Annotated in this window: 18 protein-coding genes; 2 read left to right on the forward strand and 16 right to left on the reverse strand. The window is 47.8% G+C overall.

Going from position 1 to position 20,203, the window contains the following annotated elements; all coding sequences use genetic code 11:
* Nucleotides 1-24 precede the first annotated feature (24 nt).
* The 15 genes from E7746_RS05430 to E7746_RS05500 all read right to left on the reverse strand — a co-directional run bounded on the left by E7746_RS05430 (nucleotide 25) and on the right by E7746_RS05500 (nucleotide 17,201).
* Nucleotides 25-618, reverse strand: a complete 594-nt coding sequence (locus E7746_RS05430) for a superoxide dismutase (protein ID WP_135946232.1) — start codon at nucleotides 616-618, stop codon at nucleotides 25-27.
* A 93-nt stretch (nucleotides 619-711) separates the two neighbouring features.
* On the reverse strand, nucleotides 712-1,899 hold the full coding sequence (locus E7746_RS05435) for a TolC family protein (protein ID WP_136410104.1): 1,188 nt from the start codon (nucleotides 1,897-1,899) through the stop codon (nucleotides 712-714).
* Between the two features lie 74 nt (nucleotides 1,900-1,973).
* On the reverse strand, nucleotides 1,974-5,060 hold the full coding sequence (locus tag E7746_RS05440; protein WP_136410105.1) for an efflux RND transporter permease subunit: 3,087 nt from the start codon (nucleotides 5,058-5,060) through the stop codon (nucleotides 1,974-1,976).
* Between the two features lie 14 nt (nucleotides 5,061-5,074).
* Nucleotides 5,075-6,061, reverse strand: a complete 987-nt coding sequence (locus E7746_RS05445) for an efflux RND transporter periplasmic adaptor subunit (RefSeq protein WP_168184306.1) — start codon at nucleotides 6,059-6,061, stop codon at nucleotides 5,075-5,077.
* A 250-nt stretch (nucleotides 6,062-6,311) separates the two neighbouring features.
* The gene (locus E7746_RS05450; protein WP_136410107.1) at nucleotides 6,312-6,734 is read right to left on the reverse strand and encodes a hypothetical protein; all 423 of its coding nucleotides are present in this window, start codon (nucleotides 6,732-6,734) and stop codon (nucleotides 6,312-6,314) included.
* A 359-nt stretch (nucleotides 6,735-7,093) separates the two neighbouring features.
* The gene (lysA, locus tag E7746_RS05455; protein ID WP_136410108.1) at nucleotides 7,094-8,236 is read right to left on the reverse strand and encodes a diaminopimelate decarboxylase; all 1,143 of its coding nucleotides are present in this window, start codon (nucleotides 8,234-8,236) and stop codon (nucleotides 7,094-7,096) included.
* Between the two features lie 26 nt (nucleotides 8,237-8,262).
* Nucleotides 8,263-9,585: an aspartate kinase gene (locus tag E7746_RS05460; RefSeq protein WP_123396680.1), complete on the reverse strand. Its 1,323-nt coding sequence runs from the start codon at nucleotides 9,583-9,585 to the stop codon at nucleotides 8,263-8,265.
* A gap of 71 nt (nucleotides 9,586-9,656) precedes the next feature.
* Nucleotides 9,657-10,349: a cell division ATP-binding protein FtsE gene (locus tag E7746_RS05465; protein ID WP_136410109.1), complete on the reverse strand. Its 693-nt coding sequence runs from the start codon at nucleotides 10,347-10,349 to the stop codon at nucleotides 9,657-9,659.
* A gap of 10 nt (nucleotides 10,350-10,359) precedes the next feature.
* Nucleotides 10,360-10,956, reverse strand: a complete 597-nt coding sequence (gene hisIE, locus E7746_RS05470) for a bifunctional phosphoribosyl-AMP cyclohydrolase/phosphoribosyl-ATP diphosphatase HisIE (protein ID WP_136410110.1) — start codon at nucleotides 10,954-10,956, stop codon at nucleotides 10,360-10,362.
* Nucleotides 10,957-10,958: 2 nt separating this feature from the next.
* Nucleotides 10,959-11,714 (reverse strand): imidazole glycerol phosphate synthase subunit HisF, encoded by a 756-nt coding sequence (hisF, locus tag E7746_RS05475; RefSeq protein WP_136410111.1) that lies wholly within the window; start codon nucleotides 11,712-11,714, stop codon nucleotides 10,959-10,961.
* 7 nt (nucleotides 11,715-11,721) lie between these two features.
* Nucleotides 11,722-12,447, reverse strand: coding sequence for a 1-(5-phosphoribosyl)-5-[(5-phosphoribosylamino)methylideneamino]imidazole-4-carboxamide isomerase (hisA, locus tag E7746_RS05480; protein ID WP_136410112.1), 726 nt, complete (start codon nucleotides 12,445-12,447; stop codon nucleotides 11,722-11,724).
* Nucleotides 12,444-13,034 (reverse strand): imidazole glycerol phosphate synthase subunit HisH, encoded by a 591-nt coding sequence (gene hisH / locus E7746_RS05485; protein WP_136410113.1) that lies wholly within the window; start codon nucleotides 13,032-13,034, stop codon nucleotides 12,444-12,446. The genes hisA and hisH overlap by 4 nt, the downstream gene beginning before the upstream one ends.
* 12 nt (nucleotides 13,035-13,046) lie before the next feature.
* A complete protein-coding gene (gene purU / locus E7746_RS05490) occupies nucleotides 13,047-13,916 on the reverse strand; it encodes a formyltetrahydrofolate deformylase (RefSeq protein ID WP_262709696.1) in 870 nt (289 codons plus the stop codon).
* A 110-nt stretch (nucleotides 13,917-14,026) separates the two neighbouring features.
* Nucleotides 14,027-15,457 carry a tetratricopeptide repeat protein gene (locus E7746_RS05495; protein ID WP_136410114.1) on the reverse strand — a complete coding sequence of 477 codons (1,431 nt, stop codon included), beginning with the start codon at nucleotides 15,455-15,457 and terminating at the stop codon, nucleotides 14,027-14,029.
* 40 nt (nucleotides 15,458-15,497) lie between these two features.
* Entirely contained in the window at nucleotides 15,498-17,201 is a 1,704-nt protein-coding gene (locus E7746_RS05500; RefSeq protein WP_136410115.1) for a glutamine--tRNA ligase/YqeY domain fusion protein, read from the reverse strand.
* 184 nt (nucleotides 17,202-17,385) lie between these two features.
* Here E7746_RS05500 and E7746_RS05505 point away from each other — a divergent pair, with 184 nt between their 5' ends.
* A complete protein-coding gene (locus E7746_RS05505; RefSeq protein WP_168184307.1) occupies nucleotides 17,386-19,194 on the forward strand; it encodes a TrkH family potassium uptake protein in 1,809 nt (602 codons plus the stop codon).
* Between the two features lie 8 nt (nucleotides 19,195-19,202).
* Complete coding sequence (locus E7746_RS05510) at nucleotides 19,203-19,892, forward strand: potassium channel family protein (RefSeq protein ID WP_238337341.1); 690 nt, start codon at nucleotides 19,203-19,205, stop codon at nucleotides 19,890-19,892.
* A 2-nt stretch (nucleotides 19,893-19,894) separates the two neighbouring features.
* On the opposite strand, the gene E7746_RS05515 is transcribed toward E7746_RS05510, so the two are convergent.
* Nucleotides 19,895-20,188 carry a Dabb family protein gene (locus E7746_RS05515; RefSeq protein WP_136410118.1) on the reverse strand — a complete coding sequence of 98 codons (294 nt, stop codon included), beginning with the start codon at nucleotides 20,186-20,188 and terminating at the stop codon, nucleotides 19,895-19,897.
* Between the last annotated feature and the right edge of the window lie 15 nt (nucleotides 20,189-20,203).

The following is a 20,203-nucleotide window of genomic DNA, read 5'->3' on the forward strand; positions in this document are numbered from 1 at the left end:
CGTATATGAGAAAAGTACGATTCTTTATTTCTTGGTGTATCGACTGCCGACTACATCCCAGTCGACGATGTCCCAAAGCTTATGTAAGGCTTCGGCTCGGCGATTCTGGTAGTCGAGGTAGTAGGCGTGTTCCCATACATCGAATGTAAGAATAGGTGTCAATCCCTGAGTGAGGGGATTAGCCGCATTCGGTCCCTGGGTTATAAAGAGTCGTCCGTCACCATCCTGTGAAAGCCATACCCAACCTGAACCGAACAGGTTTACACCTGCCTCTTCAAACAGTTTCTTGAATTCCTCAAATGACCCGAATTCGCGTACTATTGCTTCTGCGAGGTCACCTTCGGGTTCTCCTCCGCCATCGGGCGAGAATGAGAAGAAGTAGAATATGTGGTTCCAAGCCTGCGATGCATTGTTGAACAGCGGACCTGATGCCTTCTTGATTATGTCCTCAAGCGGCATGTCCTCCCATTCGGTATCGCGGATAAGCTTGTTAAGATTATCAATATATGTTTTCTCGTGTTTACCCCAATGATAGCTTATGGTCTCGCTGCTTATAATCGGAGCGAGTGCATCGGGAGCATAAGGTAGTTTTGGCTGAGAATAAATGTTAGTTTCCATAATTCAATAAGTTTTTTATGTATAATAGAAACGCTCCAAACCATAAAAGGTTCAGAGCGTTTTCCGTGAATGAGTTAATGTAATATAATTGTATTATTCGGTCACGAGCGTGTACTTGTTCAGTTCGGCCAGCGCTTGATTGTAGCGGTATTGCAGATCGAGATAATCCTGACGGGCTTCGAGAAAATAGGCCATCTCTCCGAGATAGTCAAGTATCGAAATCTGTCCTCCGTCAAGGGCCATTTTCAACAGTCGGGCATTGTCGTCATTACCGAGTGCCTTGCCGTAGGAATCGAGTTGACGGTGGAGGCTGAGCGCTTTATTGCGATTGCCCATCATCGTGGCGTGCAGCTGTGATGCAACCGATTCCTCCTGATAGGCAAGTGACTGCTGCATAGCCTTTGCCGCTTTCACCTTGTGGCGTGTTGAGAAGAAGGGAAGAGTCATGCCTACTACAAGACCGTTGAACACATCTCCGTCCTCCCAGCTGTGGTGATAACCTAGTGTGAATCCGGGTAACCGGCTCAGTTTTTCGGCCTGTACCATCTGGGCCTGTGACTGTGACATCAGCGACGAGTAGTTGTTCATCGGGTTGTTTTCGGTGAGCATCTTCTCGTAATTATCGACAGGCAGTATCATGTCGTCGGGATATTCATTAAGCTGTTCGATCAATGAGTTGCACTCCTTGCCGCCATTTTCGCCGACTAATGTCGAGCACAGCATTTCATAATCCGATTCAATCGATGATAAAGAGTTGTTAAGTTTTGCTCTTTCGATTTTAATCTTATTTATATCGAGTATTGTCAACTCTCCACGTTCCTGGCCATGGGTGTATTTGTCGATAAGCTCATCCATTATGCCTATGCGGCTTTTGAGCAGGGCGATGTTCTTACGCGCGTTTATGATGTCGATGAAGAGCAATTTAAGCTCAAGCTTTTTATCGATATAGTTGCTGCGGTCGAGAAACTCCATTGCCCGTGATGCTGTGGCAATGGCCTTGCCTCGTGCTCTATACACTCCGGGCCAGTCAAATCCTTGAGAAACGTTTATGTCAAACTTGTCACCAACCTCATGTCGTCCCCACTGGTATTCGACCTCCACTTCCGGGTCGGGAAGATTGTTTTCACTTTTCAGGTTCAACAATTCACTTTCGTTGGCATAACGTGACGATGCCACCGCCTGATTATTTGAAAGGACTGAATTCAGCAATTGGTCGAAGTTTTGGGCCTGAGCGCTCAATGAGATTGTCAGAATAGTTGTGATTCCGATTAAAGACTTCATCTGGTTATATCGTTATTTTATCATTTAGGATGCAAAGTTAATAAATATTACAACTGCTAAACTCACGAAGTTGTTCATTTTTTGATTCTGTTATGATAGGTCAGATAGAACACTATCGGAACAATGAATATGTTCAACACTGTTGAAGTCAACAATCCGCCGAGAATCACAATGGCCATAGGCGATTGAATCTCATTGCCGGGTTCGCCGCCACGCAATGCGAGGGGAATTAGCGCCAGGGCCGATGTCAGGGCCGTCATTACAATGGGGAGCAGTCGATCGGTTGAGCCACGGCGTATGCACTCCATGAATCCTTGACCTTCGGCAAGCAGATGATTGTAACGCGATATAAGCAACATGCCGTTACGTGTCGTGATTCCGAGCAGCGAGATGAATCCTATTATCGCAGGAATGTTAAGCTCCCCTGATGTGCAACACAAGATTATGATGCCGCCAATCATTGCCAGTGGCATATTGATCAATATTATGAGCGACTCTTTCATGTCACGGAATTCCGAGTACAGCAACATGAGAATGATAATCAACGCACCGATTGAGGTGAGGGCAAGAGTGCGTGACGCTTCGGCCTCGCTCTCAAACTGTCCGCCATAATTGATGTAGTAGTTCTCGGGGAGATTTACCTCCTTGTCGACTGTCTTTATTATGTCGTTTACGGCACCTCGCAGGTCGCGTCCGTCGACATTGGCGGCAATGACAATGCGTCGGCTTACATTCTCACGATTGATGGTATTGGGCCCCGTAGTGGATACGATGTCGGCTACGTAGCTCAACGGTATCTTGCCTTGATTGCTGTCAATCATAAGGTTGGATATGTTTTCCATCGAGTTGCGCAAATTGTCGTCGACAATTACCGTCAAGTCGTAGGGGAGGCCGTTTTCATAGACCTGGCTGACAACCTGTCCGGCCAATGCCACATCGACAAATTCCACAAATTTGCTGACAGGAATGCCGTAACGCGCAAGCATTTCACGACGCGGACGCAGATCGAGTTGTGGGCGACCTATCTGCTGCTCTATGTTTATGTCTACGATACCGGGAATCTTCGATATGCTTTTCTTGATGTCGGTACCGAGTGAATAGAGCTTCTCAAGGTCATCGCCGAAAACTTTTATTGCAATCTGCGCCTCGGTGCCTGAAAGCATTGCATCGATGCGGTGGGATATGGGCTGGCCTATCTCTATGTTTACTCCGGGAATTTCGCTGAGTTTTGCTCTAAGTTCCCTTACGACCTCTTCGCGGCTTCGCTTGTCGAGCTTGTAGGGAGCCTCGATTTCCGATACGTTGACACCGAGCGAGTGCTCGTCAAGTTCAGCTCGGCCGGTTTTGCGTGCAACGGTTTTTACTTCGGGTACCGACAGTATCATCTCTTCGGCCATTCGTCCTATCTTGTCACTCTCGTCAAGCGAGATTCCGGGAAGCGAGCTTACATTTATGGTAAACGAGCCTTCATTGAACGAGGGGAGGAAGCTTCGTCCCAAGGTGAAGAACAATCCGATAGAGAGGGCGAATAGAGCGCCTGTGACGATTAGGACACCTTTCTTGTGAGCAAATGAGAATCCAAGAGCTTTGCTGTAGGCAGCTTTCAATTTGCGCGTTGCCCAAGGTTCATTGCTCAATTTTTCCTGTCCCGGATTGTTAAGCAGGTAGCTGCACAATACCGGTGTCAAAGTGAGTGCTACAATTGTCGATGCAATCAAGGCTACTATAAACGATATGCCGAGAGGGATGAGCATTCGACCCTCGATGCCTTGAAGGAAGAACAAGGGAAGGAAGCTCGCAATGATTATAAGCGAAGAGTTGAAGATGGGCATGCGCACTTCCTTAGATGCCTCAAATACGACATCAATTGTTCTGCGGCGTTTATCTTCGGGTAATTTGCGGTTTTCCCTCAGTCGCTTATACACATTCTCCACATCCACAATGGCGTCATCGACGAGCGAGCCTATTGCAATAGCTATACCGCCAAGGCTCATTGTGTTGATGCTGAAGCCGAGGAAGTGCAACACCAGCACCGTCACGATAATCGACAGAGGCAATGCAATGAGCGATATAAGCGTGGTGCGCACGTTCATCAGGAAGAAGAACAGAATTACGATGACAAATATTGAGCCTTCAAACAGTGACTGTTGCAGATTACTTATTGAATTGTCGATGAAGTCGCTCTGTTTGAAAATGTCGGTTGATACGTTGACATCGGAGGGCAGGGTGTGACGCATGACGGCGAGCTCGTCCTCGATGCGTTCGGTAAGGGCGATGGTGCCTGTGCCGGGTTGTTTCGTAACGGTAATTAGCACTGCGGGCTTGGTGCGCTCCGATGCCACACCGATACGCGGCAATTTGTTGCCGGTGGCTACTGTGGCTACATCCTCAAGTAGCACGGTGCCTCGTTCATCACTTCGTACCACCGACTTGCCGATGGCGTTGACCGATGAAGTGTTGACATCGCCCTTGATGATGTACTCGTTGCCATATTCATAGAGAACGCCGCCTCCGGCATTGGCATTTACCTGCGATGCAGCATCAAGTATCTCGGTAAGCGACACGTTGTAGTGACGCATCCGTTCAGGCTCTATCTTGATTTGATACTCCTTTATGTCACCGCCTATGACCGATACTTGCGACACTCCGCCCATGGCAAGCAGTCGTGGACGAATCACACGGTCGGCAAGGGTGCGCAGGTCACCCATTGATGTAGAGTCGGAGGTAAGGCCGATGATCATTATTTCGCCAAGAATCGACGATTGAGGGCCAAGAACGGGAGTGCTTACTCCCGGAGGAAGTGTTTCGGCCACTGCGGCAAGTTTTTCCGACACAATCTGTCGGGCACGGTATATGTCGGTTCCCCAATCAAATTCGACCCAAACTACCGAAAATCCGGTAGCCGACGAAGAGCGCACACGCCTTACATCGGTGGCTCCGTTTACTGCCGTTTCAACGGGAAATGTCACAAGCTTTTCAACCTCTTCGGGTGCAAATCCCGGCGCCTCGGTCATCACGACAACCGTGGGGGCATTAAGGTCGGGGAATATGTCGACCTCCATGCGCAGAAGCACTGTTGTTCCCGCAAGGAGTAACAATCCGGCCAATATTATCACTACGACGCGATTGCGCAATGACAATTGTATAATCTTGTTCAGCATGATGACAAAGGCGATTAATGGTTATGGGAATGTCCTTCAGGAACTACATTGCTTGTTTCGGCAAGCTTTACGGCTATCGCTCCGGCCACTACAACATCGTCGCCGGGATGCAGTCCGCTGAGAATTTCCACCGCCTGACCGTCATTGGCGCCGATGGTGACAAGATGCTTTTGGTAGCCCTCTTCGTCAAGTCTGGTGTAGACGAAATATTTGCCCTGATGTTCGGTAAGTGCGTCGAGGGGAATTGTCAGGACATTGTCGCGTGACTGTCCGAGCAGATAAACTTCGGCGTAAGCACCTGGAATGACACTGCCGTCATTGTCGAATGAGAAGTAGACGGGCACATATCCTGGTTGCGACACTGAATTTACCGAACTGCTTGAAATCAGTTTGCCATTCAGCTTTGCGAGCGATACGATGGTGTCATTATAAGTGGTGCGGAAGTTTGCGTCATTGATTTGCGGCATAAGTGAATAGTATTTTTCGGGCAAATCGGCTCGCAATGTCAGTCGTGAATTGCGTGATATGACGGCTATAGGCTGGCCTGCAGTGACATATTCGCCTTGCTGGACGAGCAATTGGGTTATCGATCCGCTTACAGGTGCTGTCGCCACGCTTCCCGATTTACTGCCCGAATGAGAGGCACGGGCCTGTTCGTAGGCTTGCTCGGCGGCGTTATAGTCCTTCTGTGATACGATTCCTTCCTTATAGAGCGGGGTTATTCGGTCAAGCTCTTTCTTGGCTGCATTAAGTGCGATGGCGGTAGCTTCATTGGTGTCACCTCCCGAGAATCCTTTGGATGACAATGTGGCTATTGTAGCTCCGGAATTTACGCGGCATCCGGGAGTTATGCCGTGAGCGAAGGTGACAATGCCTGATGACCGGGCCGATATAACGACTTGATCGTCGGGGGCGGGGACAATCTGGCCCGATACCTTGATTACTTCATTGAACATGCCCGGTGTCAATTTAGCGGTTTTGACCCCGAAGCGTTCGGCCATTGAATGTGACAATATTATTTCGTCAGAGTGATTATGATCGTCTGCTACGACTTCCTTAGCCGCGTTTTCATGCTGAGCGGCATGGTCATCGTGTTTACATGATGATAAAAGGGAAAATAACACCACAATTGATATGGTGCAGATATAATTTAGGCTATGCATTTTGTCGATTCTTAATTATATAATATAAAACATTGCAAATTAACGTATTGTAGACTCAAATCTACAACCATGCGGCTATGTCATTATATTATATAATCGGAGGGGCGCGGAGAGGCGTTCCTAATCGGTCGATAGGTTTGTAGGCGAATGCATTGTATGGGGTGTCGATGACGCATGAAACAAGCGTTACGGCATTCACCGAATCAATTATGTCGCACAACAGTGCGCTGAGTGTACATGAACTGCAATCACACACTCCAGTGATGTGCTGTCGCAATGCGTCGGTCGCGCCGAGATGCATTGCACAGTTTTGTTCACCGTTGCATTTGTGAGGCTTTCGGTGGTCGTGGTTGCACTTTGAGATTAACGACTGATGGCCTCCAAGCGTAATGTCGGTCGAAGTGGTGAGATTGATGTAGACGCGTCCATCACAATCGTGGTGATGAAATTGAAGCACGGTCGTCATCGTGACAACCGTTACTACAAGATATGTGATAATGGCGCGTAACATCAAGTATGATTTTGGATTGCGTAAAGTTAATGAATTGTCGCATAATATACAAGAGATTGGCGGGCGTTTTCCCTACGGTGTGCGCAATACGTGTTGCACATAATCCATATTATGTTAAATAGGAGATATCGAGAAATAGGGATATAGCTAATTGCACTCTTTTTTTAATATGATGTCCCTTTAAAATATTATGCTATGACAATTCTATTCATGTATCAAGATTTGCAAGCGTTACGACCTACATTACTCAGATAGTTTCATTAATCATGTTTTGCAGCTGCCGCTTCATAAGATACAAAAAAATAGGAGCACCAATCGGATGCTCCTATCAGATGTCTATTGAGTCTTTACTCTAAGCGTTATTTTGCGAATGAGCCAGGTAGATTGCGACAATTGTACTGTGAAGCCATTATCTCTCCATATGCTCCTGCCGAACGTAATGCAAGCAAATCGCCACGCTTGGTCAAAGGCAATGTTTCATCCTGTCCGAAACAGTCGGATGACTCACATATCGGGCCTACTACATCATATACATCGGTAACATCAGATTTTGATGTTATATTCTCTATCTTATGATGTGCTTGATACAGAGCCGGTCGTATGAGATCGGTCATTCCTGCGTCGACAATTACAAACTTTTTCTTAAGCCCCTCCTTGACATACAGTACACGGGTTATCAATGAGCCGCATTGAGCCACAATTGAGCGTCCGAGTTCAAAATGCAGATGCTGTTTGGGCGATAGCTTAAGATATTTGTTGAATGTGTCGAAATAGTCTTTGAAATCAGGAATGGGATTGCGGTCAGGATCGTCATAATCGATTCCGAGGCCACCGCCTACGTTTATCGATGTGAACACTACCCCTTTCTCGGCAAATTGCTTTACGAGATCGTTTATGCGCTCACATAATATGCGGAAAGGCTCATTGGTCGTTATCTGACTTCCGATGTGGAAATGCAGTCCTATGAGCTTTACATTGGGTTGTGCATAGCAATATGATATCGCTTTTTCAAGCATCTGCATCGATATGCCGAACTTGTTTTCTTCCAGTCCCGTGGTTATGTAGTGATGAGTGTGAGCATCGATGTCGGGATTTACTCGCAACGCCACGTTGGCGTTACATCCCAATCGCGATGCAATCATCTGAATCACTTCAAGTTCGGGAATCGATTCAACATTGAAGCATCCGATGTCCGATTTAAGCGCATACTCGATTTCACGGTCACTCTTCCCTACTCCGGCAAACACGATGTCGGAGGGGGCGAATCCCATGTTGAGAGCAGCTTTAATCTCACCACCGCTTACGCAGTCAACACCAAGACCTGCCTGCTGGATTACACGCAGGATTTCGGGGTTGGCATTGGCCTTTACCGCATAGTGTACGTGATAATTGGCGTAATGCGCAGCCTCCTTTATTGCCTTGAGTGTTGATTCAAGCAACTTTAGGTCGTAGTAATAGAATGGAGTTTCGAGATTCTCAAACTCTTGTATTGGAAAAATCATAGGTGTGTCAATTACAATGAATTCTATTACTTTTTGTTCTTGAAGAGGCGGTCGCTCAGCATGTTAAGCGCTTTTACCTTGTCTTCGCGACGCACGAGGAACGAGATGTTGTAGTTGCTTCCTCCGTATGAAATCATACGTACCGGAATGTCCTTCAATGCATCGAGTGCTTCGGCCTCAAATCCGCGGTTCTGCCATTCAAGATCGCCGACAACGCAGATGATCACCATGTCCTTGTCGACTGTAACGGTTCCAAACTTCTTGAGGTCGTCGAGTATATTGGTCAGGTTGCGCTCGCTGTCGATTGTAACCGAAACACCGACTTCCGAAGTCGCAATCATGTCAATCGGAGTCTGATATGTTTCAAATATCTCGAATACCTTACGAAGGAAACCGTAAGCGAGAAGCATTCGGCCCGACTTGATCTTGATTGCGGTGATGTTGTCCTTTGCGGCAACAGCCTTTATGATGTGAGCCGACTGTTGATTGTGAATCAGCGTGCCGGGGGCATCAGGCTGCATTGTATTGAGCAGTCTTACCGGTATATTGTTCAGCTTTGCGGGAAGGATGCAAGTGGGATGAAGAATCTTGGCTCCGAAATAGGCAAGCTCGGCAGCTTCCTCAAAGTGCAGCTGGTGAACAGGTTGAGTGCCTTCTACAAAGCGAGGATCGTTGTTGTGCATACCGTCGATATCGGTCCATATCTCGATTTCATCGGCATTTATGGCCGCTCCTATCAGCGATGCGGTGTAGTCGCTGCCTCCGCGCTGGAGGTTATCGATTTCACCATAAGCGTTTCGGCATATATAACCCTGGGTTATATACAGGTCGGCACCCTGATGCTTGTCAAGCTGGGCGGTGAGCTTCTGACGGATGTACTGTGAATCGGGCTCGGCATTCTTGTCGGTGCGCATATATTCGAGAGCGGGAAGAAGAACCGAGTTTACCCCCTGCTCTTTCAAGTATATGTTCATCAACGCAGTCGACATGAGTTCGCCTTGAGCAAGAATCTCCTTTTCTTCAAACAGGGTGAAGATATCCTTGGTGAAGGAGCGAATGTAATTGAAGCAGGCCTTAATCTCGCGAGTGGCCTCCTCTTTGGCTTCGGGAGTTGAATACAGCTCATCGATGGTGCGCATGTATTTAGCTTCCAACGCATTGACAGTTTCTTTGGCTCCGTCGATATTCTTTTTGTACAGATAATCGGAAATTTCAACAAGTGTATTGGTAGTGCCCGACATAGCCGAAAGCACTATTATGTTACAGCCACGAGCTGTTACAAGCTTAGCTACTTCCTTGATTCTTTGTGCAGAACCCACGGAGGTTCCACCAAATTTTAATACTTTCATCCTGTTATCAGTTAAATTCAAATAGATTATAATCGTTGCAAAATTACAAAATAATGTGCATATACGCTACATTATTCGCATTCAAGTTTTTCTTCATTATTTGATTCCTCCACGATGTGCTTGTCGGAACAGCGTAACAAGCGGCCCGGGAACTGTTCAAGCCACGCGAAATTGTGGGTTGCCATGATGACGGCGGTACCCTCTTTGGCTATATCGTGCAGGTAACGCACTATCTGTTCTCCAGTATCGGGGTCGAGATTTCCGGTAGGTTCGTCGGCAAGAATCAGTTTGGGCTTGTTGAGCAAGGCACGTGCGATTACGATGCGCTGTTGTTCGCCTCCCGAAAGTTCATGCGGCATCTTGTAGGACTTTGTGAGCATACCCACCTCTTTAAGAACCTCCTCGATGCGGTCGTCCATCTCGGTCTTGTCCTTCCAGCCCGTAGCCTGCAACACAAACATCAGATTGTCGTATACCGTGCGGTCGGTAAGAAGCTGAAAATCCTGAAACACGATGCCTATTTCACGCCTTAGCATCGGTATCTGCTTGCGTTTAAGGGTGGTGAGATCGTATTCAAGCACCTTTGCCTCGCCGCTCTCGATGGGAATTTCGGCATACATGGACTTAAGCAGACTGCTCTTTCCGCTTCCCACCTTACCTATTATATAGGTGAACTGTCCGGGCTCTATCGTCAGGTTTACGCTTTTGAGAACTACATGCTCCTTGCGGAGTATCTCAACGTTTTCGTACTTTACAATGCTCATCGGTGTTGTCCTATTTATGGCGTTTGATAAGTTCCTCTGCAAGCTCCTCTATGCGGTGGCCTTTGGATGTCAGCAATACAATCAGGTGATATATAAGGTCAGAAGCCTCATATATAAGACGGTCATCGGTGCCGTTGGTCGCCTCTATCACCGTTTCAACAGCCTCCTCACCTACTTTCTGCGCCATTCTGTTTACTCCCGACTTGAACAGTGAGGTAGTATATGAGCCTTCGGGCATTTCCTCGTGACGGCGTGATATAAAGTCTTGCAGATAGCGGAAGAATTCAACTCCGAAATCATTGGATGTGCCGAAGCAGGTGTCGGTGCCTTTATGACATGTAGGACCTACCGGATGTACCTTTATAAGTAATGTGTCGTGGTCGCAATCCTCCTCGATTGACACCACGTTAAGGAAGTGTCCGCTCTCTTCGCCCTTGGTCCACAGGCGACCTTTTGTGCGGCTGAAGAATGTGACCTTGCCGCTCTCTACCGTTTTCAGATAGGCTTCCTCGTTCATGAATCCGAGCATCAACACATTCTTTGTGTCGGCATCCTGTATGATTGCGGGAATCAGTCCCTGCAATTTGCTGTAATCCAATTGTGCCATATTTATTGTCTGATAATTATATTATTCTCTTTCAAATAGGTTTTCAACTGCGCTATGGGCACTTCGTTGAAGTGAAATATGCTTGCCGCCAATGCAGCATCGGCTTTGCCGATTGTGAATACATCGCGGAAATGCTCGCAATTTCCTGCGCCTCCCGATGCAATTATGGGAATTTCAAGATTGTCGGCGAGTTCGGCAAGGGCCTCGCATGCAAATCCGGTCTTTACACCGTCGTGGTTCATGCTTGTGAAGAGTATCTCCCCTGCTCCACGCTCCTGAGCCTCATGCGCCCATTCAAGCAATCGGCGTGACGTGGGCACTCGACCTCCGTTGAGATAGCATATCCACTCTCCGTTGTCAAAGCGTGCGTCAATTGCGGTGACACACACCTGCCGGCCAAATCGCGATGCTATGTCGTCGATCAGGTCGGGATTGCGCAATGCGGCCGAGTTTATCGATATTTTGTCGGCTCCCGCGCCAAGCAGGGTTTCCACATCGGCTACGTGGTTGATGCCTCCGCCCACGGTGAACGGTATGCTTACATTTTCGGCGACACGACGCACGAGGTCGACAAATGTCTTGCGACCCTCATGTGAGGCCGTTATGTCGAGATAGACCAGTTCGTCGGCTCCGTCTTCGCTATATTTGCGGCCGAGAGCAACAGGGTCGCCGGCATCGCGGAAATTCACGAAATTAACCCCTTTCACGGTTTTACCGTCTTTTACATCGAGGCAAGGTATTATACGTTTTGCAAGCATGTAGGGTTTAATTTAAGTTCATTTTTTCAATTTCCTTCAATGTAATGCGCCCTTCATATATGGCCTTGCCCACAATTACGGCGGGAACCGATATGGAGTCAAGACGCTCGATGTCGGTGATGCAGCTTACGCCACCGCTTGCAATAAGATATATATCGGGAAATGCGGTGAGAATGTTTTTGTACAGCTCGATTGACGGGCCGTTCAATGTGCCGTCGACATTGATGTCGGTCGAGATCACGTAACGTATGCCCTTTTCCACATAGGAACCGATGAACGGCACTATGTCATGTCCCGAATCATCGAGCCAGCCCACTGTCGCTATTTTGCCGTTACGAGCGTCGGCCCCGAGTATTATGTGCTCGTTGCCGTAATGGTTGAGCCAACCGGTGAATATCGCAGGATCCTTTACCGCTATGCTTCCTCCGGTAATCATCGATGCTCCGCTGTCAAACGCTATTTTGGCATCTTCGTTGCTCTTTATTCCACCGCCGAAATCGATAATCATGTCGGTTGACGATGCTATTCGCTCGAGTGTGCGATAATTCACTATGTGCTGCGACCTTGCTCCGTCAAGATCGACGACATGCAGCCGGGTGCATCCGCAGTCGCGGAATCTCAAAGCCATGTCGACAGGATCGTCGGCATACACGCGTGAGCTTTCGTAGTCGCCTTTGGTGAGCCTTACGCATTTGCCATCTATTATGTCTATAGCCGGAATTATCGTCGTCATAGTTCAAGGAAGTTTTTTAGGATGCGTTCACCTATTCCACCGCTCTTCTCGGGATGGAACTGGGTCGAATAGAAATTGTCCTTATGCATGGCCGCACTGAACTGATCAATGTATTCGGTCGTGGCTATTGTCGCGTTGTTGACCGGTACGTAGTAGCTGTGGACATAGTACACGTATTCATTTTCCATGTCGGATGTTATGATTCCGGGATGCGTGACATGAAGCGTGTTCCACCCCATGTGCGGCACCTTCAGTCCCGACATTGCGGGGTTGAATCGCAGCACATCGGCATCAAATATTCCGAGGCAGTCGACATCGCCCTCCATGGAGTGACGGCACATCAGCTGCTGGCCGATGCAAATTCCGAGCACCGGCTGATGTAGCGACTTTATTAACCGATCAAGATTGTGTTGACGCAGATAGGCCATTGCTGAAGCGGCCTCCCCCACTCCGGGAAAAATCACCTTGTCGGCTTCGGCTATCTTTATAGGATCGTCGGTGACAATCGCTTCTACGCCTATGCGCTTCAGTGCGCATATAACCGAAAAATTGTTGCCGGCGTTATATTTTATTATAGCTACACCCATACACAATTGCAATCAACTGAACACCACGGTCTTATTGTTGTAGGCAAGCACTTTGCGCTGGATGTGCTTCTCGACGGCGCGTGACAATACAATCTTCTCAAGGTCGCGGCCTTTCTTGATAAGGTCGTCGATTGTGTCTTTGTGGGTTATGCGCACGATGTCCTGCTCTATTATGGGGCCTGCGTCAAGATCGGCGGTTACGTAATGGCTTGTAGCTCCGATGAGCTTCACGCCTCTCTCGTAGGCCGCATGATAAGGCTTTGCTCCGACGAAAGCAGGGAGGAAAGAGTGATGTATATTGATTATGTGATGGGGATAACGCTTTATCATCTCGTCCGATAGAATTTGCATATATCGGGCCAACACTATGAAGTCAATTTCGTAACGTTCAAGCAATTCAAGCTCGCGGGCCTCCATTTCGGCTTTGTTGTCACGGTTGATTGGAAACACCTCAAAGGGGATGTTGAACTGCTCGGCGACAATCTGCAGGTCGGGGTGGTTGCTTACAATCACGGGTATGTCGACGGCCCACTCTCCGGCGATGTATCGAGCGAGTATGTCATAGAGGCAGTGCGACATCTTGCTTACGAAGATGGCCATGCGCTGACGCTTGTTGGAGAAACTCAGCTTATAGGTCAGCTGGTAACGCTGACCGTAAAGAATCTGGAAATACTCGCTTAGCTTTTCACGCGGAATTATGAAATTTTCCAAATCCCACTCCACCCTCATGTAGAAGATGCCGTTAAATTTATCGACATACTGATCGAGGTAAACGATGTTACCTCCGTTAGCGTTGATGAACTCGGTTATAACGGCGATAATGCCCGGCTGGTCGGGGCAGTGCATGAGAAGTATCGCGGTGTCTTTTTTCTTGCTTTCCACTTTGACAATTAATAATTGATATTAGATGCAAAGATACACAAAATGTGGCTATCAAGAAATAAAATGCTGCCGAAATGCCGTTATGTACTGACAAATTACAACAAAACGCACTATGCAAACGGGTCGATGGAGCTCAACGGCACATCATGGCTACTGTCGATTGCTTCAAGGATATTGCGCAACACCGATTGCACGCCTATGGCTACGAGCCGTTTCTCGTAGGGATTGATATCCGATATATTGTAGTTGACGATGAAATCGGCGAGCTCTTTTGCCGCATTCTGATAGCCTTCGCGCAGGAGGCTCAGCACCATGATGAGTGCATCGGGTAACGATAGGCTCAATCCGCTTATGTCGCGCACTCTCAACACATATTTTCGATATAGCTCCACTACTTCACTATATCGGCCGCAACGATACAGACTTTCAAGCAGTTGCGTCCAGTCAAACAATGAATCGGTGTTATATAGCCGACACAGCAGAATGTCGGCGCAAGCCTGATATTGTTCACGCTGATAGAAGGTGTCGGCCCACGCAACCCATTCCTGTTCGGTGGACAATGCTCCGCTCTTGAAATATCGGTTAAGCTCCTCATTGTCGACCTCCCTGTTGCCTATTGTCAGCAGATGATCGATGGCCTCCTTGTCGCCGGGATGCTCTTTAAGGTAATTGCGTATTATTGCCAAAGCACCCTCGGTGTTACCGTCAAGGGCGAGCATGGCCGCTAAGGTGTGGTTGGCGAGTGCATTGTCGGGATCCTCCAGGAGAACTTCGCGCATCATTGAGCGTGCTTTTTCGCGGTCTTGATTCATGTCATACAGAATCTGTGCCTTCGTGACAAGCATATTTGTCGACTTAGGGTCGATGGCGAGCGCATAGTCGATGGCCTGAAGCGCATTGTTGTAGTCGTCATTGTTGACATATTGCTGTGAAAGCATGTGCCAATATACCGAATTGAACGGCTCAAGCATTGTCAGCTCCTCAAGCACCGAAATGCCGAACTCATAGTCGCGCTTTCCATCGGCGACCTGCGAGAGTTCATAGAGGAATGTGTCGGGATAGAGGCAACGCTTCTTTATCAGCTCACGGTTCTCCTTCAACCAATCATAAAGCTCAAGCTCCACGCATGCGTCAACCAGCTGTATGATGGTTTCATCGTCAAAGTCGGTAAAGGTGTCGACTATGGAGTTCATCTCCTTTATCGACTCCTCCATGGGAGGATGCTTGACGAGCAACAGCAATATCTCCCAAAGCGCCGTTTCCCCCTTATGGTTAAGAGCAATGTTTACAGCCCCTTCGGTCATCGACAATGTCGTGTACAGGAAGAAGGCCCTGCGCTGAGCCAACTCTTCGCTTTCGGGATATATGCGCGCACCGCTTAGGATGACCTCCATCTGGACATATTCATCGTAGATGTCATTGGCATAATCGTATATTTCGATTAAGTCGTTTTCATCGTAACCCGATGCTATATGGCCCGACACGAGGTCAGCCCTGAATTTCATGTATAATTTCTCGCGGCGGCGTTGCTCTTGATCCATCAAATGTAGATGCGGAGAGAGGTTATTGGAAGTTTTTCAATTACTTCTTCTGAAGCTTTTCCCAAGTGTCCTTGAGCTGCATTGTGCGGTTGAACACAAGCTTTTCGGGAGTTGAGTCCTTATCGGGAGTGAAGTAGCCTATGCGCTGGAACTGGTAGTGATCACCCACCTTTGCATTCTCGGCGATAAACGGCTCAATCTTTACTCCTTCCACAACTCTCAACGAATCGGGATTAAGCATCTCACGGAAATCCTTGTCCTTCTCTTCGGCGGGATTTTCTACCGAGAAGAGTCGGTCATACATCCTGACTGTAGCGTCCTTGGCTTGTGCGGCCGACACCCAATGGAGTGTTCCCTTAACCTTGCGCATGCTGCCGGGCAGGCCGCTGCGGGTATCGGGATCGTAGGTACAGTATATCTCTTCGATGTTGCCTTCGTCATCTTTCTTGACTCCGGTGCACTTGATGATGTATCCTCCTTTAAGTCTTACTTCACCGTCAGGGGCGAGGCGGAAGAATTTCTTAGGCGGATTTTCCATGAAGTCGTCACGCTCGATGTATATTTCGCGGCTGAAGGGCATCTGGTGTGTGCCTGCTTCGGGATCCTCGGGATTGTTTTCCATCTCAAGGATTTCGGTCTGACCTTCAGGGTAGTTGGTTATCACCAGTTTTACGGGATTTATCACAGCCATGACACGTGTAGCAACCTTATTGAGGTCCTCGCGCACGGCATGCTCCAGAAGCGAGATGCTGTTCAATGCCTCAAATTTGGTGTAACCTATCATGTTGATGAAGTTCTTGATCGACTGAGGTGTGAAGCCGCGACGGCGCATACCCGATATCGTCGGCATTCGGGGATCGTCCCATCCTGCCACAAGACCTTCCTGTACAAGTTGCAGCAACTTGCGCTTGCTCATTACAGTATAGGTGAGATTGAGTCGGTTGAACTCTATCTGTCGGGGACAATAGCTCTCGTCGGCCAACTCCTTGACGAAGTATTCATACAAGGGGCGGTGAGGCACAAACTCAAGGGTGCATATCGAGTGAGTAACCCCCTCAAAGTAGTCGCTCTGGCCGTGTGCGAAGTCATACATCGGGTATACCTTCCATTTTGTGCCTGTGCGGTGATGGGGATACTTTATAATACGATACATTATAGGGTCACGGAAGTGCATATTGGGCGACGCCATGTCGATTTTTGCACGGAGCACATAGGTGCCTTCCTCAAACTCGCCCGCATTCATGCGCTGGAACAGGTCGAGATTCTCCTCTATCGGACGATCACGATAAGGACTGTTTACACCGGGTTGTGTCGGCGTACCCTTCTGACGGGCAATCTCCTCCGATGTCTGGTGGTCGACATAGGCCTTGCCCTCTTTTATCATGCGTATTGCCAAATCATACAACTGGGGGAAATAGTCGCTCGCGTAATACTCGCGGTCGCCCCAGTCAAATCCAAGCCAGTGGATGTCCTCTCTTATGGAGTCGACATACTCGACATCCTCCTTTGTTGGGTTGGTATCATCGAAACGCAGATTGCAGGTTCCTCCAAATTTCTCGGCTACACCAAAGTCCATGCATATAGCCTTGGCGTGTCCAATGTGAAGATAGCCGTTAGGTTCCGGTGGGAAACGCGTATTGAGGCGTCCGCCATTCTTACCGGCTGCGAGGTCATCGCTTACTATTTGCTCTACAAAGTTAAGCCCTCCTTTTTCTTCAGTGATTTCTTCAGTGATTTCCGACATAGTTTTTGTGTACTATTGGTTTATTTTAGATACAAAATTAGTGATTATCTTTAAGATTGTATGAATTTTTGAGGCTAAAAAAGCAAAGTTTCCGTAACTTTACCGACAGTAATGTCGTTTTATTGCTATGAGCGAGATAAAACATATTATTCGCAGGATGCAAAGCCGTCTACACAACATCAATTTGACTTGGAACCGTGCGTTGCGTCACTCCAGGACTGCGATTACAGCAATCTCGGGACTGCTTGAAGTGCTCTCGGTAATTGCAGCAATCGGATGCCTGCTATGTGCGACATTATATATAGGATTTGAACGCGAGGCTAATGAATTGCGCACGCTGCTTGTGTATTTCCGCACATTCCAGTGCATATTTCTCGCCAAAGTGCTTTTCAACCTTATTTTCAATCTGAAAAATACAATCGAAAACACCCGTGTAATCAAGTGGATAGTCGACATTACACTGCTGTCGACGCTTCTTCCCGCATTATATCCCCGCCCCGCCAATCCTTGGATTCCATGGCTCGAGGATGTCCTTTACAGCAACAAATTCCTGCTTGGCATCCTGGTGGCTTTTGCCATAGTCGAGATAAGCTATTTTGTAATCAGGATAATGGGAAAGCGCACCAACCCGTCGCTTATACTTTCATGCAGCTTCCTGTTTTTCATCTTTTTAGGGTCATTCCTGCTCATGATGCCACGATGCACCTATCACGGCATAGGTTACATCGACTCGCTCTTTGTGTCGACAAGCGCCGTTTGCATCACCGGGCTGACAACTATTGATGTAGCATCGACATTCACTCCGCTGGGACTGTTGATTCTTGGTCTTCTGATTCAGATAGGCGGATTGGGTGTGATGACTTTCACGAGCTTTTTCGCCCTGTTTTTCAGCGGTAACACATCGGTCTACAGCCAGTTGATGGTTAAGGACATGATCTACAGCAAAACCATCAACGCATTGCTGCCTACGCTGCTGTATATCCTCGGTTTTACCGTGATTGTCGAATTGATAGGAGCATTCTTTATATGGCTCTCAATTCACGATGTGCTTATCATGTCGACCGAAGATCAAATCATATTCTCGATATTTCATGCCGTTTCGGCTTTCTGTAACGCCGGATTCTCCAATCTTCCCGGCGGTATGGCAAATCCGGTGTTGATGAATTCCAATCAGATGATATACATTGTCATAGGAATAATCGTGATGGCCGGAGGTATTGGCTTCCCGGTACTTGTAAATTTCAAGGAGGCGTTTATCGAGTATTTCCGTCGATTGTGGCGCCGCATAAATCATGGGACAAAAATAGGACGCTCGGTTCACATCTGGAATGTAAACACCAAGATTGCGCTCTACACCACATTGATTATATTTGCGGTAAGCACGGTCGTGTTTTTCATTCTTGAACGTAACAACACATTGGCCGGCATGAGTCTTTACGACAGCATAGTACAGTCGTTTTTCAACTCCACAACTCCGCGAAGTTCAGGCTTTGTATCGGTCAATCCTGCCAATTTCCTTAATGTGACGCTTGTCATCGTATTGTTTCTGATGTGGATTGGAGGAGCTTCGCAGTCAACCGCCGGAGGTGTCAAGGTCAATACGTTTGCATTGATACTGCTGAATCTTAAATCGATAATACTCGGCAAGGATCATGTCACGGTATATGACCGCACTATTGCTGTAGGTTCTATAAGAAGAGCCAATGCAGTTGTGGCAATCTCGATAGTGTCCTACACCATCTACAGCGTTATATTGTTGCTGCTTGAGCCGCAACTTCCTGCCAAGAGTGTTCTATTTGAAACTTCTTCGGCGCTGTTCACCGTGGGCTCGTCGCTCGGCATTACATCGGAGCTTGGCATGAGCTCTAAAATAGTTTTATGCACCGCGATGTTTCTGGGTCGCGTGGGTATAATATCGCTTCTGATAGGTGTGACAGGCAATCGTCACGACTACCCGGTGAAATATCCAACTGAAAATATAATAATAAACTGATAAATAATATGCGTTATCTGATAATAGGACTCGGAATATATGGCTCCAATCTTGCCACCGACCTTACCGACATGGGACACGAGGTAATAGGAGCCGATCACAACCCCACTCTTGTCGAACAGGTGAAGGATAAGATTTCAACGGCCTATATAATCGACTCGACCGATGAAGCGGCACTTTCGGTATTGCCGTTAAAGACCGTCGACCTCGTGATCGTGGCTATCGGCGAGAACTTCGGCGCAAGTGTCAAAACCGTGGCGCTGTTGCGAAAACTCGGCGTGAAACGCATATATGCACGTGCCGTCGACGACATTCATGAAACGATATTGCAGGGATTTAAAGTCGACCGAATACTTACTCCCGAACAACGTGCCGCCCGTGAGCTCACGCGTGAACTGGAACTGGGTTGCACTGTTGACTCACTTCGCATTGACGCCGACCACTATGTGATAAAATTCGATGTCCCCGACTTCTACTATGGCATGAAGTATGAGGAGCTGAATTTTGAGGCGGATTATGGAATAAAGCTCATATCAATATCTCGACCTGCTCCGCGACGCAATATTATCGGTGTAACCAATGATGTGCCTATGATTGTTGCCGATCCCGATGCCGATTTCCGCATAGAAAAAGGCGATGTGTTCACCATTATGGGTACACAACGCCAATTTCGAGATTTGTTCAATCACATAAAATAATCCTAAAACTCATAGTCGACGCATGCACGCGACTCCTTGTGTCCGGCAAGGAGTGATGCTGCGGCAACATGGGCGGGATGCTTGGCATACACGGCAACATCGTCCATCGTGTTCACTATTGCAGTCAGGACTACATCCCAGTCCTCGGCCGGATTTTCATTTATGCCGACCTCCATTGAGTGAAGCACTTCGATTTTTTCGGGTAGAGCCATCAATGCTGCCTTGAAGCTTTCAGCCACTTGGCGACGCTCCTCTTGAGTGCCGTTGAGCTTGAATGTTACTATATGTTTTACCATGTCACTGACAATTTA

The sequence above is a fragment of the Muribaculum gordoncarteri genome (assembly GCF_004803695.1).
Classification (GTDB): domain Bacteria; phylum Bacteroidota; class Bacteroidia; order Bacteroidales; family Muribaculaceae; genus Muribaculum; species Muribaculum gordoncarteri.